At 67.7% G+C, this 15,383-nt stretch carries 14 protein-coding genes; 9 read left to right on the top strand and 5 right to left on the bottom strand.

What is annotated here, in order from left to right; translation table 11 throughout:
* Positions 1 to 32 precede the first annotated feature (32 nt).
* Positions 33 to 974, bottom strand: a complete 942-nt coding sequence (locus HWX09_RS15990; RefSeq protein WP_027784779.1) for a DMT family transporter — start codon at positions 972 to 974, stop codon at positions 33 to 35.
* 159 nt (positions 975 to 1,133) lie between these two features.
* Between HWX09_RS15990 and dapC the strand changes: the two genes are divergently transcribed.
* The 6 genes from dapC to cls all read left to right on the top strand — a co-directional run bounded on the left by dapC (position 1,134) and on the right by cls (position 7,313).
* Positions 1,134 to 2,366, top strand: a complete 1,233-nt coding sequence (gene dapC / locus HWX09_RS15985) for a succinyldiaminopimelate transaminase (RefSeq protein ID WP_027784780.1) — start codon at positions 1,134 to 1,136, stop codon at positions 2,364 to 2,366.
* A 44-nt stretch (positions 2,367 to 2,410) separates the two neighbouring features.
* On the top strand, positions 2,411 to 3,238 hold the full coding sequence (dapD, locus tag HWX09_RS15980; protein WP_006478479.1) for a 2,3,4,5-tetrahydropyridine-2,6-dicarboxylate N-succinyltransferase: 828 nt from the start codon (positions 2,411 to 2,413) through the stop codon (positions 3,236 to 3,238).
* Positions 3,238 to 3,606: an ArsC family reductase gene (locus tag HWX09_RS15975; protein WP_006478478.1), complete on the top strand. Its 369-nt coding sequence runs from the start codon at positions 3,238 to 3,240 to the stop codon at positions 3,604 to 3,606. The genes dapD and HWX09_RS15975 overlap by 1 nt, the downstream gene beginning before the upstream one ends.
* 87 nt (positions 3,607 to 3,693) lie before the next feature.
* Entirely contained in the window at positions 3,694 to 4,833 is a 1,140-nt protein-coding gene (gene dapE, locus HWX09_RS15970; RefSeq protein ID WP_027784781.1) for a succinyl-diaminopimelate desuccinylase, read from the top strand.
* Positions 4,834 to 4,844: 11 nt separating this feature from the next.
* Positions 4,845 to 5,753 (top strand): 50S ribosomal protein L3 N(5)-glutamine methyltransferase, encoded by a 909-nt coding sequence (gene prmB / locus HWX09_RS15965; RefSeq protein ID WP_027784782.1) that lies wholly within the window; start codon positions 4,845 to 4,847, stop codon positions 5,751 to 5,753.
* A gap of 120 nt (positions 5,754 to 5,873) precedes the next feature.
* Positions 5,874 to 7,313 carry a cardiolipin synthase gene (gene cls / locus HWX09_RS15960; RefSeq protein ID WP_027784783.1) on the top strand — a complete coding sequence of 480 codons (1,440 nt, stop codon included), beginning with the start codon at positions 5,874 to 5,876 and terminating at the stop codon, positions 7,311 to 7,313.
* A 63-nt stretch (positions 7,314 to 7,376) separates the two neighbouring features.
* Here the strand turns inward: cls and HWX09_RS15955 are convergent, their stop codons facing one another.
* Positions 7,377 to 7,856: a glutathione peroxidase gene (locus HWX09_RS15955; protein WP_027784784.1), complete on the bottom strand. Its 480-nt coding sequence runs from the start codon at positions 7,854 to 7,856 to the stop codon at positions 7,377 to 7,379.
* Between the two features lie 135 nt (positions 7,857 to 7,991).
* Here HWX09_RS15955 and HWX09_RS15950 point away from each other — a divergent pair, with 135 nt between their 5' ends.
* Positions 7,992 to 9,923: an ATP-binding cassette domain-containing protein gene (locus tag HWX09_RS15950; protein ID WP_027784785.1), complete on the top strand. Its 1,932-nt coding sequence runs from the start codon at positions 7,992 to 7,994 to the stop codon at positions 9,921 to 9,923.
* A 184-nt stretch (positions 9,924 to 10,107) separates the two neighbouring features.
* Here the strand turns inward: HWX09_RS15950 and HWX09_RS15945 are convergent, their stop codons facing one another.
* The 3 genes from HWX09_RS15945 to alr form a co-directional block, all read right to left on the bottom strand.
* Positions 10,108 to 10,374, bottom strand: coding sequence for a DUF2866 domain-containing protein (locus HWX09_RS15945; protein ID WP_027784786.1), 267 nt, complete (start codon positions 10,372 to 10,374; stop codon positions 10,108 to 10,110).
* Between the two features lie 148 nt (positions 10,375 to 10,522).
* Positions 10,523 to 11,899, bottom strand: coding sequence for a DNA repair protein RadA (gene radA / locus HWX09_RS15940; RefSeq protein WP_027784787.1), 1,377 nt, complete (start codon positions 11,897 to 11,899; stop codon positions 10,523 to 10,525).
* Positions 11,900 to 11,910: 11 nt separating this feature from the next.
* The gene (gene alr / locus HWX09_RS15935) at positions 11,911 to 12,981 is read right to left on the bottom strand and encodes an alanine racemase (protein WP_027784788.1); all 1,071 of its coding nucleotides are present in this window, start codon (positions 12,979 to 12,981) and stop codon (positions 11,911 to 11,913) included.
* Between the two features lie 218 nt (positions 12,982 to 13,199).
* Between alr and lplT the strand changes: the two genes are divergently transcribed.
* On the top strand, positions 13,200 to 14,507 hold the full coding sequence (gene lplT / locus HWX09_RS15930; protein WP_089500311.1) for a lysophospholipid transporter LplT: 1,308 nt from the start codon (positions 13,200 to 13,202) through the stop codon (positions 14,505 to 14,507).
* Between the two features lie 58 nt (positions 14,508 to 14,565).
* Entirely contained in the window at positions 14,566 to 15,375 is an 810-nt protein-coding gene (gene thiD / locus HWX09_RS15925) for a bifunctional hydroxymethylpyrimidine kinase/phosphomethylpyrimidine kinase (protein WP_027784790.1), read from the top strand.
* Positions 15,376 to 15,383 lie beyond the last annotated feature (8 nt).

Genomic DNA, 15,383 nt, shown 5'->3' with positions numbered 1-15,383 from the left:
CATCCAGCGTTGGGCCCCGCAAACGGCTTCCATCATACCATCGCGCGTGCGCCGTCCCGACCGTCGCCGGGTTTGTCCGGTGCCGGCGCGGCACGATGGACCCGGCTCGACAGCAGCGTCGCGAGTACGATGCACGCGCCGCCCGCCCACTCGCGCGCGCTCGGCAGCTCGTTCGCGAACACCCACGCCGACAGCGCGGTGATCACGATCTCGAACAGCATGATGATCGACGCGCGGTTCGCCGGCACGCGCGCGAGGCCGTACTGGACGAGTAGGTTGTTCGACGCCATCGTCACGCCGATCGCCGCGATGATCAGCGCGGCCACGCCCAGCTGAGGGCTCGCCGGCGCGGCCGGCAGCCCTTCGAACAGCGACGCGATCGCGCCGAACACGGCCGCGCCGCCGAACAGCGTCGCGGTGCGCATTTCGGCGCGCATGTCGGGCAGCTCGCGGCTCGCCTTGATCACCAGCACGTTGCTCATCGCGAAGCTCAGCCCGGCCGCGAGGCCCGCCCATTCGGCCGGGTTGGCCGGCAGCGGCAAGCCGAGCGTCGGCGACCACAGCATCAGCATCGCGCCGCCGATCGACAGCGCAGCGAGCCCCGCGCCGGCCCAGGTCAGCCGTTCGCGCAGCAGGAAGTGCGCGTAGATCGCGGTCCAGGCCGGCGTCAGGTAGAACAGCAGCATCACGCGCAGCACCTCGCCGTGGATCGTGCCCCATACGAACCCGAGGTTCGTCACGCCGGCCGTCACCGCGATGCCCGGCAGCACCCAGTGCCAGCGCAGCGTCGCGATCGTGCGGTGCCGCGCGACGATCACGAACAGGAACGCGACGAGGCTCGTCAGCGCGCTCGCGAGCGTGCCCGTCACGCCGAGCGACGCGAGGATCCGCAGCGGATACCAGATCAGGCCCCACACCGACGCGCCGATCAGGATGGCCAGCGTCGGCAGGCTGCCGCGTACCGCGTTGTTCATTTGGTTCGATACCCTTTATTCGACCGGCCCGGCCGCCGCTCCGGCAGGCCGTGACCGCATTCCGTCACGCTATAATCGTCCGCTGCGACCCGCGCGCCCGACGCGCCCGTTCGCAGCCGCGCGGCGCGCCCGCCGCTTCTTTCGCTCCAACCGGCCGCGATGGCCGCTTCGCCCGTGAACCCTCGACTCGACTCGCTCCAGCCCTATCCCTTCGAAAAGCTGCGCGCCCTGTTCAAGGACGTGACGCCTTCCGGCGACCTCAAACCGATCAGCTTCGGCATCGGCGAGCCCAAACATGCGACGCCGGCGCTGATCCGCGAGGCCGTGGTGGCCGCGCTCGACGGCCTCGCGTCGTACCCGGCCACGGCCGGCTCGGACGCGCTGCGCACGTCGATCGCGCACTGGATCGAGCGCCGCTACGGGCTGCCGGCGATCGATCCGGCCACCCAGGTGCTGCCGGTGTCGGGCTCGCGCGAGGCGCTGTTCTCGCTCGCGCAGACCGTGATCGATGCACGGCCGTCCGCGCAGGGCGAGAAGGCGATCGTACTCTGTCCGAATCCTTTCTATCAAATTTACGAAGGCGCGGCGCTCCTGGCCGGTGCCGAACCCTATTTCGCGAACAGCGACCCGGCGCGCAACTTCGCGTGCGACTACGCGGCCGTGCCCGATGACGTGTGGGCGCGCACGCAGCTGCTGTACGTATGCTCGCCCGGCAACCCGACGGGCGCCGTGCTGACGCTCGACGACTGGCGCGAGCTGTTCGCGCTGTCGGACCGCCACGGTTTCGTGATCGCGTCCGACGAGTGCTATTCGGAAATCTATTTCGACGAAGCGGCGCCGCCGCTCGGCGGCCTCGAGGCCGCGCATCGCCTCGGCCGCGGCTTCGAGCGGCTCGTGATGCTGTCGAGCCTGTCGAAGCGCTCGAACGTGCCGGGCATGCGCTCGGGCTTCGTCGCCGGCGACGCCGCGCTGCTGAAGAAATTCCTGCTGTACCGCACGTACCACGGCGCCGCGCTGTCGCCGGTCTGGCAGCACGCGAGCATCGCCGCGTGGAACGACGAGGCGCACGTGCGCGAGAATCGCGCGCTGTACCTCCAGAAGTTCAATACGGTCACGCCGATGCTCGCCGACGTGATCGACGTGAAGCTGCCCGACGCCGCGTTCTACCTGTGGGCCAACGTGTCGCGCACCGGCCTGTCGGACACCGAGTTCGCCCGCCGCCTGTACGCCGACTATAATGTGACGGTTCTGCCCGGCTCGTACCTCGCGCGCGATGCGCACGGCACGAACCCGGGCCGCGATTTCATCCGGATCGCGCTCGTCGCGGGCACCCCCGAATGCGTCGAGGGCGCGCAACGCATCGTCGATTTCTGCCGCTCTCTCGCGCGGTAATCGTCCATCCCGATCAATTCCATCCATCTCCTGCGAAAACGAACATGTCGCAACAACTTCAGCAAATCATCGATACCGCCTGGGAAAACCGCGCCGAGCTGTCGCCGAAGGCCGCGCCCGCCGACGTCCGCGAAGCCGTCGCTCACGCGATCGAGCAGCTCGACAAAGGCGCACTGCGCGTCGCCGAGAAAATCGACGGCAACTGGACCGTGCACCAGTGGCTGAAGAAGGCCGTGCTGCTGTCGTTCCGCCTGGAGGACAACGCGCCGATGCCGGCCGGCGGCTACTCGCAGTTCTACGACAAGGTGCCGTCGAAGTTCGCGAACTACACGGCCGAAGATTTCGCCGCGGGCGGCTTCCGCGTCGTCCCGCCGGCCATCGCGCGCCGCGGCTCGTTCATCGCGAAGAACGTCGTGCTGATGCCGTCGTACACCAACATCGGCGCGTACGTCGACGAAGGCACGATGGTCGACACGTGGGCGACGGTCGGTTCGTGCGCGCAGATCGGCAAGAACGTGCACCTGTCGGGCGGCGTCGGTATCGGCGGCGTGCTCGAGCCGCTGCAGGCGAACCCGGTCATCATCGAGGACAACTGCTTCATCGGCGCGCGCTCGGAAGTCGTCGAAGGCGTGATCGTCGAGGAGAACTCGGTGATCTCGATGGGCGTGTACCTCGGCCAGAGCACGAAGATCTACGACCGCGAGACGGGCGAAGTCAGCTACGGCCGCATCCCGGCCGGCTCGGTCGTCGTCGCCGGCAACCTGCCGTCGAAGGACGGCTCGCACAGCCTGTACTGCGCGGTGATCGTGAAGAAGGTCGACGCGAAGACGCGTGCGAAGGTCGGCCTGAACGAACTGCTGCGAGGCGACTGATGGCGAAGCCGCACACCGTGGTCGTCTACGGCATTCCGAACTGCGACACCGTGAAGAAGGCCCGTGTGTGGCTCGACGATCACGGCGTCGAATTCGAGTTCCACGATTTCAAGAAGCTCGGCGTCAGCGCGCCGCTGATCGAAGACTGGCTGAAGGACGTGTCGCTCGACGCGCTCGTGAACAAGCGCGGCACCACGTGGCGCGGCCTGGACGACGCGATGAAGGCGGCCGCCGAAACCAAGACCGGCGCGGTCGCGCTGATGATCCACAAGCCGTCGGTCATCAAGCGCCCCGTGCTCGTCGTCAACGGCCGCGTGAAATCGCTCGGCTTCGTGGCCGATCAATACGCGGCGCTGTTTGCCGCATAGAGCCGCCCCGGCGCCCGCGGGCGCCGCCCGACGCCCTGTCGCTGCCGGCCACCGTGCCGGCATTTTTTATCGAAAGTGGTCCGAACCATGTCCGCCACCCTAGCCCTTACCGAACAACTAATCGCACGCGCGTCCGTGACGCCCGACGACCAGCACTGCCAGCAGATCATGACCGAGCGCCTCGCCGCGCTCGGCTTCGAATGCGAGACCATCGCGTCGCACGGCGTGACCAACCTGTGGGCCGTCAAGCGCGGCGCCGACGGCCGCGAGGGCAAGCTGCTCGCGTTCGCGGGCCACACCGACGTCGTGCCGACCGGCCCGCTCGAACAGTGGACCTCGCCGCCGTTCATCCCCGCCCATCGCGACGGCAAGCTGTACGGCCGCGGCGCGGCCGACATGAAGACGTCGCTCGCGGCGTTCGTCGTCGCGTCCGAGGAATTCGTCGCGGCCCATCCCGGCCACCGCGGCGCGATCGCGTTCCTGATCACGAGCGACGAGGAAGGCCCGGCCACCGACGGCACCGTGAAGGTCGTCGAACTGCTGCAGGAACGCGGCGAGCGGCTCGACTACTGCATCGTCGGCGAGCCGACGTCGAGCGCCGAGCTCGGCGACGTCGTCAAGAACGGCCGCCGCGGATCGATGTCCGGCGAACTCGTCGTCAAGGGCGTGCAAGGCCACATCGCGTATCCGCACCTCGCGAAGAACCCGATCCACCTGCTCGCGCCGGCGCTCGCCGAGCTCGCGGCCGAACAGTGGGACGAAGGCAACGAATACTTCCCGCCGACCACCTGGCAGGTGTCGAACCTGCACGCCGGCACCGGCGCGACCAACGTGATCCCCGGCCACGCCGACCTGCTGTTCAACTTCCGCTTCTCGACCGCGAGCACGGTCGAAGGCCTGCAGGCCCGCGTGCACGCGATCCTCGACAAGCATGGCCTCGAATACACGCTGAAGTGGTCGGTGAGCGGCCTGCCGTTCCTCACGCCGCGCGGCGAACTGTCGGGCGCGCTGGAAAACGCGATCCGCGCCGAGACCGGCATCACGACCGAGCTGTCGACGACGGGCGGCACGTCGGACGGACGCTTCATCGCGCGCATCTGCCCGCAGGTGATCGAGTTCGGCCCGCCGAACGGCAGTATCCACAAGATCGACGAGCACATCGAGGTGCGCTTCGTCGACCCGCTGAAGAACGTGTACCGACGCGTGCTCGAACAACTGATCGCCTGACGGAGCCTCGCATGACGACACCTTTTGCCACAATCCGCGACCTGCTGCGCTATGCGGTCACGCGCTTCTCGAAAGCGAAGCTCGCGTTCGGCCACGGTTCCGACAACGCGTACGACGAAGCGGCCTACCTCGTGCTGCATACGCTCGACCTGCCGCTCGACACGCTCGAGCCGTTCCTCGACGCGCGCCTGCTGCCCGACGAAATCGCGGCCGTGCTCGCGGTGATCGAACGACGCGCGACCGATCGCGTGCCGGCCGCCTACCTCACGCATGAAGCGTGGATGCACGGCCACCGCTTCTACGTCGACGAACGCGTGATCGTGCCGCGCTCGTTCATCGGCGAACTGCTCGACGACGGGCTGCAGCCGTATGTCGCCGATCCCGAGCAGGTCGGCGCGGTGCTCGAACTGTGCACCGGCTCCGGCTGCCTCGCGATCCTCGCGGCGAGCGCGTTCCCGAACGCCGAGATCGACGCGGTCGACCTGTCGGACAAGGCGCTAGAAGTCGCGGAAATCAACGTGCGCGACTACGGCCTCGAAGACCGCATCGGGCTGCACCGCGGCGACCTCTACGCGCCGCTGCCCGCGTTCCGCACCGATCCCGACTCGCGCTACGACGTGATCCTGACGAATCCGCCGTACGTGAACGCCGCGTCGATGGCCGCGCTGCCGCCCGAATACCGGCACGAGCCGGAAATGGCGCTCGCCGGCGGCGACGACGGGATGGACATCGTGCGACGCATCGTCGCCGACGCGCACCGCTGGCTGCATGACGACGGCGTGCTCGTCGTCGAGATCGGCAACGAGCGCGAGCACGTCGAAGCGGCGTTCGGCGGCCTCGAACTCACGTGGCTGCCCACCAGCGCGGGCGACGACGCCGTGTTCCTGATCCAGGCGTCGGACCTGCCGCGCAAGGCCTGAGCGTTTCCGTCTCGCCCGCCGTGCGGCGCACCGTTGCGCCGCACGGTTGGGTAAGATGCGCGTAGGCGGCCGCCCGGCTGCACGACCTCGGGAGTCCCTTCGGGAGTCCTTTACGCGCCCATGACCCTCGACTGGCTACATCTCGGCACCCTGATCCTGACCGTCCACGTGCTCGGAATCGTCGCGGCGTGCCACGCAATCATGAACACGCGCACGTCGCAAGGCGCGATCGCGTGGGCCGTCTCGCTCACGGCCATGCCGTACCTGACGCTCGTTCCGTACCTGTTCCTCGGCCGCAGCAAATTCTCCGGCTACGTCGACGCCCGCCGCCACGAGCTGGAAATGTTGCGCACGCACACACCGCGCTCGCCGTGGCGCACCACCGACGCGACCGACGGGCCGGCCGCCGACGCGCTGGGCCAGGCCGCCGTGCTCGCGCTCACGCGGCTCGGCGGCATGCCGTTCCTCGGCGGCAATTCGGTGCGCACGCTCGTGAACGGCGACGCGACGTTCTCGGCCATCCTGTCGGCGATCGACGCCGCGCGCGACTACGTACTCGTCCAGTTCTTCATCGTGCGCGACGATGCGCTCGGCCGGATGCTGCGCGACGCGCTGCTCGCGCGCGCGGCCGCCGGCGTACGCTGCTGCCTGCTGTATGACAGCATCGGCAGCTTCGACCTGCCGCACGGCTACGTCGACGCATTGCGCCGGGGCGGCGTCGAGGTCCATCCGTTCGCGACCAACCGGAAATTCGTCAACCGCTTCCAGCTGAACTTCCGCAACCATCGCAAGATCGTCGTCGTCGACGGCAATCGCGCGTTCGTCGGCGGCCACAACGTCGGCGTCGAATATCTCGGCGCGAACCCGCGCCTGTCGCCATGGCGCGATACCCACATCGAGATACGCGGCCCCGTGGTGGCGAGCATCCAGTACGTGTTCGCCGAAGACTGGCATTGGGCGACGCAGAAGCTGCCGCCCATCGCGCTGCCGCCGCCCGCGCAACCCGGCGACGGCATGCATTGCCTCGCGGTGCCGATGGGGCCGGCCGACAAGCAGGAAACCGGCTCGCTGTTCTTCGTCGAATCGATCAATGCGGCCCGCGAGCGGGTCTGGATCACCACGCCGTACCTCGTTCCCGACGAAGCCGTGCTCTGCGCGCTGAAGCTCGCCGTGATGCGCGGCGTCGACGTACGCATCCTGATCCCGAGCCGGCGCGACCACTACGTCGTGTTCGAGGCGTCCAAGCTTTACGCGCGCGACCTCATCGATGCGGGCGTGAAGGTGTTCCGCTACCGGCCCGGCTTCCTGCACCAGAAGGTCGTGCTGATCGACCGCGTCGCGGCGGCGATCGGCAGCGCGAATCTCGACAACCGCTCGTTCCGCCTCAATTTCGAGGTGATGGTGCTGACCGTCGACCCGGCGTTCGCCGACGAAGTCGAGACGATGCTCGATGCCGACTTCGCGCAGGCGTACGAGGTCGATGCGGACGAATACCGGCAGTCGCCCGCGTGGCGGCGCATCGCGATGCACGTCGCGCGGCTGTTCGCGCCGATCCTGTAACGGCCCTGACGACCGCCGCGCCCGCGCGATCCGCACCGGCGCGACACACGCCGCGCGGCGCCGTCACAGCAGCTTGTCGATGTCCGCGGCGATTTCCTCAGGCTTGGTGGACGGCGCGTAGCGCTTGACGATGCACCCTTCGCGGTCGATCAGGAATTTCGTGAAATTCCACTTGATCGCCTTGAGGCCGAGAATGCCGGGCGCCTCGTCGGTCAGGTAGCGATACAGCGGATGCGCATGGTCGCCCTTCACGTCGATCTTCGCGAACATCGGGAAGGTGACGCCGTAGTTGCGCTCGCAGAACGCGCCGATCTGCGCGGCGTCGCCCGGCTCCTGCTTGCCGAACTGGTTGCACGGGAAGCCGAGCACGAAGAAGCCGCGCGCCGAGTACTGGTCGTACAGCTTCTGCAGACCCGCGTACTGCGGCGTGAAACCGCACTCGCTCGCGGTATTGACGATCAGCAGCACCTTGCCGCGATACGCATCGAGCGATACCGGCGCACCGGCGAGCGTCTCTGCGCTGAATGAATACAGGGTGGACATCGGGCACTCCTTTACGAAACCGGATCGACGTGGAGTCTAGGCGAAATTGCGCCGTTGCGGCATCCGCCGAACGGCCGATGCCCGGCGCGACCGGCGCGCGGTCTAGAATAGCGGTTTTGGCCAGTCATTTCCGCCGTGATCCGTTTCAATCAGTTCAGCCTTGCGCGCGGCACCAAGCCGCTGTTCGAGTCGACCTCGTTCGTGCTCAATCCCGGCGAGAAAGCCGGCCTGATCGGCGCGAACGGCGCCGGCAAGTCGACGCTGTTTTCCGTCCTGCGCGGCGAGCTGCATTCCGACGGAGGCGATTTCTCGATGCCGCCGTCGTGGCGGATCGCCCACGTGTCGCAGGAAACGCCCGCGGTCGACCGCTCGGCGCTCGACTACACGCTCGACGGCGATGCCGCGCTGCGCGAGATCGAGGCCCGCATCGCCGCCGCGTCGGCCGCGCATGACGGCGCCGCCGAAGCCGACGCGCACGCGGCGTTCGCCGATGCCGACGGCTACACCGCGCCGGCCCGCGCCGAAGCGCTGCTGCTCGGCCTCGGCTTCACGCTCGCGCAAACGCGCGAATCCGTCGCGAGCTTCTCCGGCGGCTGGCGCATGCGGCTGAACCTCGCGCAGGCGCTGATGTGCCGCTCCGACCTGCTGCTGCTCGACGAGCCGACGAACCACCTCGACCTCGATGCGATCGTGTGGCTCGAGGATTGGCTGCACCGCTACCCCGGCACGCTCGTCGTGATCTCGCACGACCGCGAATTCCTCGATTCGATCTGCAACGTCACGCTGCATCTGGAAAACCGCCAGGTGAAGCGCTACGGCGGCAACTACTCGCAGTTCGAAGTGCTGCGCGCGCAGCAACTGGCGCTGCAGCAAAACGCATACGAAAAGCAGCAGAAGACGATCGAGCACCTGCAGAGCTTCGTCGACCGCTTCAAGGCCAAGGCGACCAAGGCCAAGCAGGCGCAAAGCCGGATGAAGGCGCTGGAGAAGATGGAGTTGATCGCGCCCGCGCACATCGCGTCGCCGTTCACGTTCGAATTCCGCACGCCCGATGCCGCACCGAACCCGATGATGGTGATGGAAGACGTCCGTTGCGGCTACCACACCGATGACGGAGCGGACATCCCGATCGTCGAGCGCGTCGCGCTGTCGATCCAGAACGGCCAGCGCATCGGCCTGTTGGGCGCGAACGGCCAGGGCAAGTCGACGCTGATCAAGACGCTGGCCGGCACGCTCGCGCCGCTGTCCGGGCACGTCCGCGACGGCAAGGGCCTGACGATCGGCTATTTCGCGCAGCACCAGCTCGAAACGCTGCGCGAAGACGATTCGCCGCTCGCGCACCTGGCGCGGCTCGCGCCCGATACGCGCGAGCAGGAGTTGCGCGACTTCCTCGGCGGCTTCAATTTCTCGGGCGACATGGCGACCAGTCCGGTCGGGCCGTTCTCGGGCGGCGAAAAAGCGCGCCTCGCACTGGCACTGATCATCTGGCAGAAGCCGAACCTGCTGCTGCTCGACGAACCGACGAACCACCTCGATCTCGAAACGCGCCACGCGCTGACGATGGCGCTCGCGCAGTTCGAGGGCACGCTGATCCTCGTGTCGCACGATCGTCACCTGCTGCGCGCGACGACCGACCAGTTCATGCTGGTCGCGAAGCACCGGCTGCAGCCGTTCGACGGCGATCTCGACGACTACCGCGACTGGCTGCTGCAGCATGCGGCCGAGCAGCGCGCGGCCGCGAAGGCCGACAGCGCGGCAGCCGCGGGCGCCGATGCGGGCGTCAACCGCAAGGATCAGAAACGCCAGGCGGCCGAGGAACGCCAGCGGCTGTCGCAGTTGAAGAAGCCGCTGCAGAACCGCATCACGAAGCTCGAAAGGGAAATGGAAACGCTGCACGCGGAGAAGGCGCGCCTCGACGCGTTCGTCGCCGATCCGGCGAGCTACGAGGCCGCGCGCAAGACGGAACTGACCGACGCGATCCGCAAGCTCGGCGAGGTCAATACCCGGCTCGAGACGGTCGAGGCGGACTGGCTTGCCGTGCAGGAAGAACTCGAGCAGATCGGCTGACCGCGGCCGCCGGGGCCGTCAGCCGATGATCGCGTCAACGGCATCATCGGCGGCGTGTCACGTCGGGGCGTCAACGCCCCACGAACCCGCCCGGCCGCGGAAACGACGAGGCCGAGCACCCAGGCCCGGCCTCATCGTCATTGTTGCGTTCGACAGGGCTGCGTCGGCCCGCCGCGCCATCCGCTCAGCGGCGCGGCAGCGTGTCGCGCGGCATCTGCTCGTCGTCGCCCATCAGGTATCGGCGCCCTTTGGTCGGCCGGCGGATCGCCGCGGCGACTTCCGCTTCCGTCACATCCTCGGACACGACCTTGCGCGCGAGGCGCCCTTCTTCGTCGATCCATTCGACGATCCGGCATCCGCCGCCCCACGGCTGGCGAATCGGCTCCGACACGCGGCAGCCGCGCAAGTTGTAAAGGCGTCCGCCAGGCGCTTCCCCGTACGATTTCAACATAGGTTCCCTTCGCATTACGCGGTTCGACGATCCGGAAAAGGATAGGGAAAAGCGATGTCCGGCGGGTTACAGTCGCCTACATATTCTTTACAGCGAATTACGCGACAGATCGTCCGTCGACGCCCGGCCCGAGCGCGGGCCGGGCCGCTCATTCAAGATCGCGCACGCGGTCGATCGCCTGCTCGAGCCGCTCGACGGCCATCACGTTCAGCCCTTCGATCGGCTGTTTCGGCGCATTCGCCTTCGGAATCAGCGCGGACGTGAAGCCGAGCTTCGCCGCTTCGCGCAGCCGCTCCTGCCCGCGCGGGGACGGCCGGATCTCGCCCGCCAATCCCACCTCGCCGAATACGATGAGCCCTTTCGGCAGCGCCTTGTTGCGCATCGACGAGTGAATCGCGAGCAGCACCGCGAGGTCGGCGGCCGGTTCGGTGATCTTCACGCCGCCCACCGCATTCAGGAACACGTCCTGGTCGAAGCACGCGATGCCCGCGTGCCGGTGCAGCACCGCGAGCAGCATCGCGAGCCGGTTTTGCTCGAGGCCGACCGCGAGCCGGCGCGGGTTCGGCACGTGCGCCGTATCGACGAGCGCCTGGATTTCGACGAGCAGCGGGCGCGTGCCTTCCTGCGTGACGAGCACGCACGAACCGGGCACGACCTGCTCGTGCTGCGACAGGAACAGCGCGGACGGGTTGGCTACGCCGCGCAGCCCGCGCTCGGTCATCGCGAACACGCCGAGTTCGTTGACCGCGCCGAAGCGGTTCTTGAACGCACGCACGAGCCGGAACGACGAATGCGTGTCGCCCTCGAAATACAGCACCGTGTCGACGATGTGCTCGAGCACGCGCGGGCCGGCCAGGTTGCCTTCTTTCGTCACGTGCCCGACCATGATGATCGCGGTGCCCGACTGTTTTGCGATGCGCGTGAGCTGCGCCGCGCATTCGCGCACCTGCGCGACCGAGCCGGGCGCCGACGTGAGCGCGTCCGAGTAGACAGTCTGAATCGAGTCGATGACGGCCACGTCCGGCCGCTCCGCGTCGATCGCGGCCTGGATCTTCTCGAGCTGAATCTCGGCGAGCAGCTTCAGTTCGGCCGCCGGCGCGCCGCCGTCGAGCAGCGCGAGCCGTTGCGCGCGCAACGCGATCTGCGCGGCCGATTCCTCGCCGCTGATATATAGAGCGCGCCGCTCGTTCGCGATATCCGCGAGCGACTGCAGCAGCAACGTCGACTTGCCGATGCCCGGATCGCCGCCGATCAGCACGACGCCGCCGGGAACCAGCCCGCCGCCCAGCACGCGGTCGAATTCGCCGATGCCGGTCGAGAAGCGCGGCACGTCGGCGGCCTCGATGTCGGCGAGACGCTGCACCGGCGCCCGCTTCGCGAGCGACTGGAAACGATGGGCCGCCGGCGACTCGGCGACCGATTCGACGAGGGTGTTCCATGCCTGGCACGACGGGCACTGGCCCTGCCACTTGGGGGTCTGTCCGCCGCACTCGCTGCAGACGTAAATCGTTTTCTGTTTGGCCACGCGCGACGCCCTTATTCCGCTCGCACCGGCACGCGCGCGGCGACCGCGCACATCAGCTCGTAGCCGATCGTGCCGCAATGACGCGCGACGTCGTCGATCGGCAGCGCATTGCCCCACAGCTCGACACGAGCGCCGACGCCGGCCTGCGGACACGGCGTCAGATCGACGGTGATCATGTCCATCGACACGCGACCGACGATCCGCGTGCGGATGCCGTCGACGATCACGGGCGTGCCTTCCGGCGCGACGCGCGGATAGCCGTCCGCGTAGCCGCACGCGACGACGCCGATCCGCATCTGCGCCTGCGCGGAGAACGTCGAGCCATAGCCGATCGCCTGGCCCTTCGCGATCGTCTGCACCGCGATCAGCTCGGACGCGAGCGTCATCGCGGGCTTCAGCCCCGTGTCGGCGATATCGGACGACAGCCCGGACGGCGACGCCCCATACAGCACGATCCCCGGCCGCACCCAGTCGAAGTGCGTGTCCGGATGCCACAGCACGGCCGCCGAATTCGCGAGACTGCGCGCGCCGGCGATGTTTTCCGCGCCACGCTCGAAGGTCGCGAGCTGCTCGGCGACGCCGCGCTCGTTGTCCGCGTCCGAAAAATGGGTCATCAACGTGATCTGACCGATGCCGGGGCACGCGCGGGCGCGCTCCCACGCGGCACGGTACTTCTCCGGCGCGTAACCGAGCCGGTTCATCCCGCTGTTCATCTTGAGCTGCACGTTGACGGGCTTCGACAGCCGCGCCGTTTCCAGCATCCGCATCTGCTCGTCGTTGTGGACGGTCGTCGTCAGGCTGTAGCGGTCGATCACGTCGATGTCGGTCGAGCGGAAGAAGCCTTCGAGCAGCAGGATCGGGCCGGCCCAGCCGAGCTCGCGCAGCTTCACGGCCTCGTCGAGGTCGAGCAGGCCGAAGCCGTCGGTGCCGCGCAGGCCCGGAAACGCGCGGGCGAGACCGTGGCCGTACGCGTTGGCCTTGACGACCGTCCAGACCTTGGACGGGCCGGCAAAGCGGCGGACGACGGAGAGATTGTTCGCGAGAGCGGCGGTATGGATGGTGGCGGAGATCGGGCGCGGCATGGGAAATTTACGTAAAGACGCTTGCGAATCATCAGCTTACCGCGCCTTTTGAGCACCGAAGCCGACAATTTGCGGAACGATCGGGGAATCTTGCTAGTCCGAATTCGCGTATTTTCATGTTATAAAGCCGTGCGCACAACCCATTTCGAACGGAATAAGCCGATCGCATATCAGGCGGCCTACGCGGCCCTGCCGCAGCGACGAAAGCATCGCATCAGATGAAAAAAGGTTTTTACACCATCATGGCCGCGCAGTTTTTCTCGTCGTTGGCCGACAATGCGCTCCTCATCGCCGCCATCGCCCTGCTGAAAGACCTCCACGCCCCCAACTGGATGACACCGCTGCTGAAGCTGTTCTTCGTGTTGTCGTATGTGGTGTTGGCGGCGTATGTCGGTGCCTTCGCGGATTCGCGCCCGAAGGGCCGCGTGATGTTCATCACCAACTCGATCAAGGTGGTCGGCTGCATGGTCATGCTATTCGGCGCCCACCCGCTGATCGCGTACGGGATCGTCGGCTTCGGCGCGGCGGCCTACTCGCCCGCCAAGTACGGGATTCTCACCGAGCTGCTGCCGGCCGACCGGCTGGTCGCCGCGAACGGCTGGATCGAAGGCACGACCGTCAGCTCGATCATCCTCGGCACCGTGCTCGGCGGCGCGCTGATCAGCCCGCACATCGCAGCGCACGTGATCGCGCACACGCCCGCCTGGATCGGCACGCCCGCCGAAGCCGCGATGGCGATCATCATGGCGATCTACGTGGTCGCCGCGCTGTTCAACCTGCGCATTCCCGACACGGGCGCCCGCTATCCGAAGCAGGAACGCGGCCCGGTCAAGCTGCTCACCGATTTCGCCGACTGCTTCATGGTGCTCTGGCGCGACAAGCTCGGCCAGATCTCGCTCGCGGTCACCACGTTGTTCTGGGGGGCGGGCGCGACGCTGCAGTTCATCGTGCTGAAATGGGCCGAGGTGTCGCTCAACATGTCGCTGTCCGAAGGCGCGATCCTGCAGGCCGTGGTCGCGGTCGGCGTCGCGGGCGGCGCGATCGCCGCCGCCGCCCGGATTCCGCTGAAGAAGTCGCTGTCCGTGCTGCCCGTCGGCATCATCATGGGCATCGCGGTGATGCTGATGGCGTTCTACACGCGCGACCTGTTCCCGTCGCACTGGGCCTTGCACTTCGGCCATCTGCGCCTGCCGTTCTACCTGATCGTCGCCTACATCTTCCTGATCGGCGTCGGCGCGCTGTCCGGCTACTTCGTCGTACCGATGAATGCGCTGCTGCAGCATCGCGGCCACGTGCTGCTGTCGGCCGGCCATTCGATCGCGGTGCAGAACTTCAACGAGAACCTGTCGGTGCTTGTGATGCTGTGCCTGTATGCGGTGCTCGTGTGGCTCGACGTGCCGGTCGGCGTCGTGATCGTGCTGTTCGGCACGTTCGTCTGCCTGACGATGTGGCTCGTGATGCGCCGCCACCAGGCGAACCAGCGTCAGTTCGACTCGGTCGCGCTGATCGGCGAATCGCGGCACTGACGCTACACTTTCCGTTTCCGTCCGCCGACGCCGGTCCTCGCACCGGCGCGTTGCCCTCATGACGCACCCGATACCCAACATCCTGACGATCGCCGGCTCCGATTCGGGCGGCGGCGCAGGCATCCAGGCCGACCTGAAGACGTTTTCCGCGCTCGGCGCGTATGGCGCGAGCGTGATCACCGCGCTGACCGCGCAGAACACGCGCGGCGTGACGGGCGTGCATGCGCCGGACGCCGCCTTCGTGACCGCGCAGCTCGACGCGGTGTTCGACGACATCCGCATCGATGCGGTCAAGATCGGGATGCTCGCCAACGCGGCGATCGTGCACGCGGTAGCCGACGCGCTGCGCCGTTACGTGCCGCGCTTCGTCGTGCTCGACACGGTGATGATCTCGAAGAGCGCCCACGCGCTGCTCGCGCCCGATGCCGTCGACGCGTTGCGCGACACGCTGCTGCCGCTCGCGACCGTCGTCACGCCGAACCTGCCCGAAGCGGCCGCACTGCTGAACGATGCGCCCGCCACCACCGAAGACGACATGGTCCGGCAAGGCCAGGCCTTGCTGCGAACGGGCGCGCGCGCCGTGTTGATGAAGGGCGGCCACCTGCCCGACGCGTCCGCGAGCCCGGACTGGCTCGTCGAAGCGACACGCACCGTGCGGCTCGACGGCGCGCGCGTGCCGGTCAGCAATACGCATGGCACCGGCTGCACGCTGTCGTCGGCGATCGCGGCACTGCTGCCGCAGCAACCCGACCTGGAAAGCGCGGTACGCGAGGCAAAGACCTACCTGACCGGCGCGATCGCCGCGAGCGGCCACCTCGACGTCGGCCACGGCGTCGGCCCGGTCCATCACTTTCATCGCTGGTGGTGAACGCCGGC

The sequence above is a fragment of the Burkholderia sp. BCC1208 genome (assembly GCF_902833095.1).
Taxonomy (GTDB): Bacteria; Pseudomonadota; Gammaproteobacteria; order Burkholderiales; family Burkholderiaceae; genus Burkholderia.
Note: the sequence above shows the minus strand (reverse complement) of the source record. Positions and strands in the feature narration are given on the sequence as shown.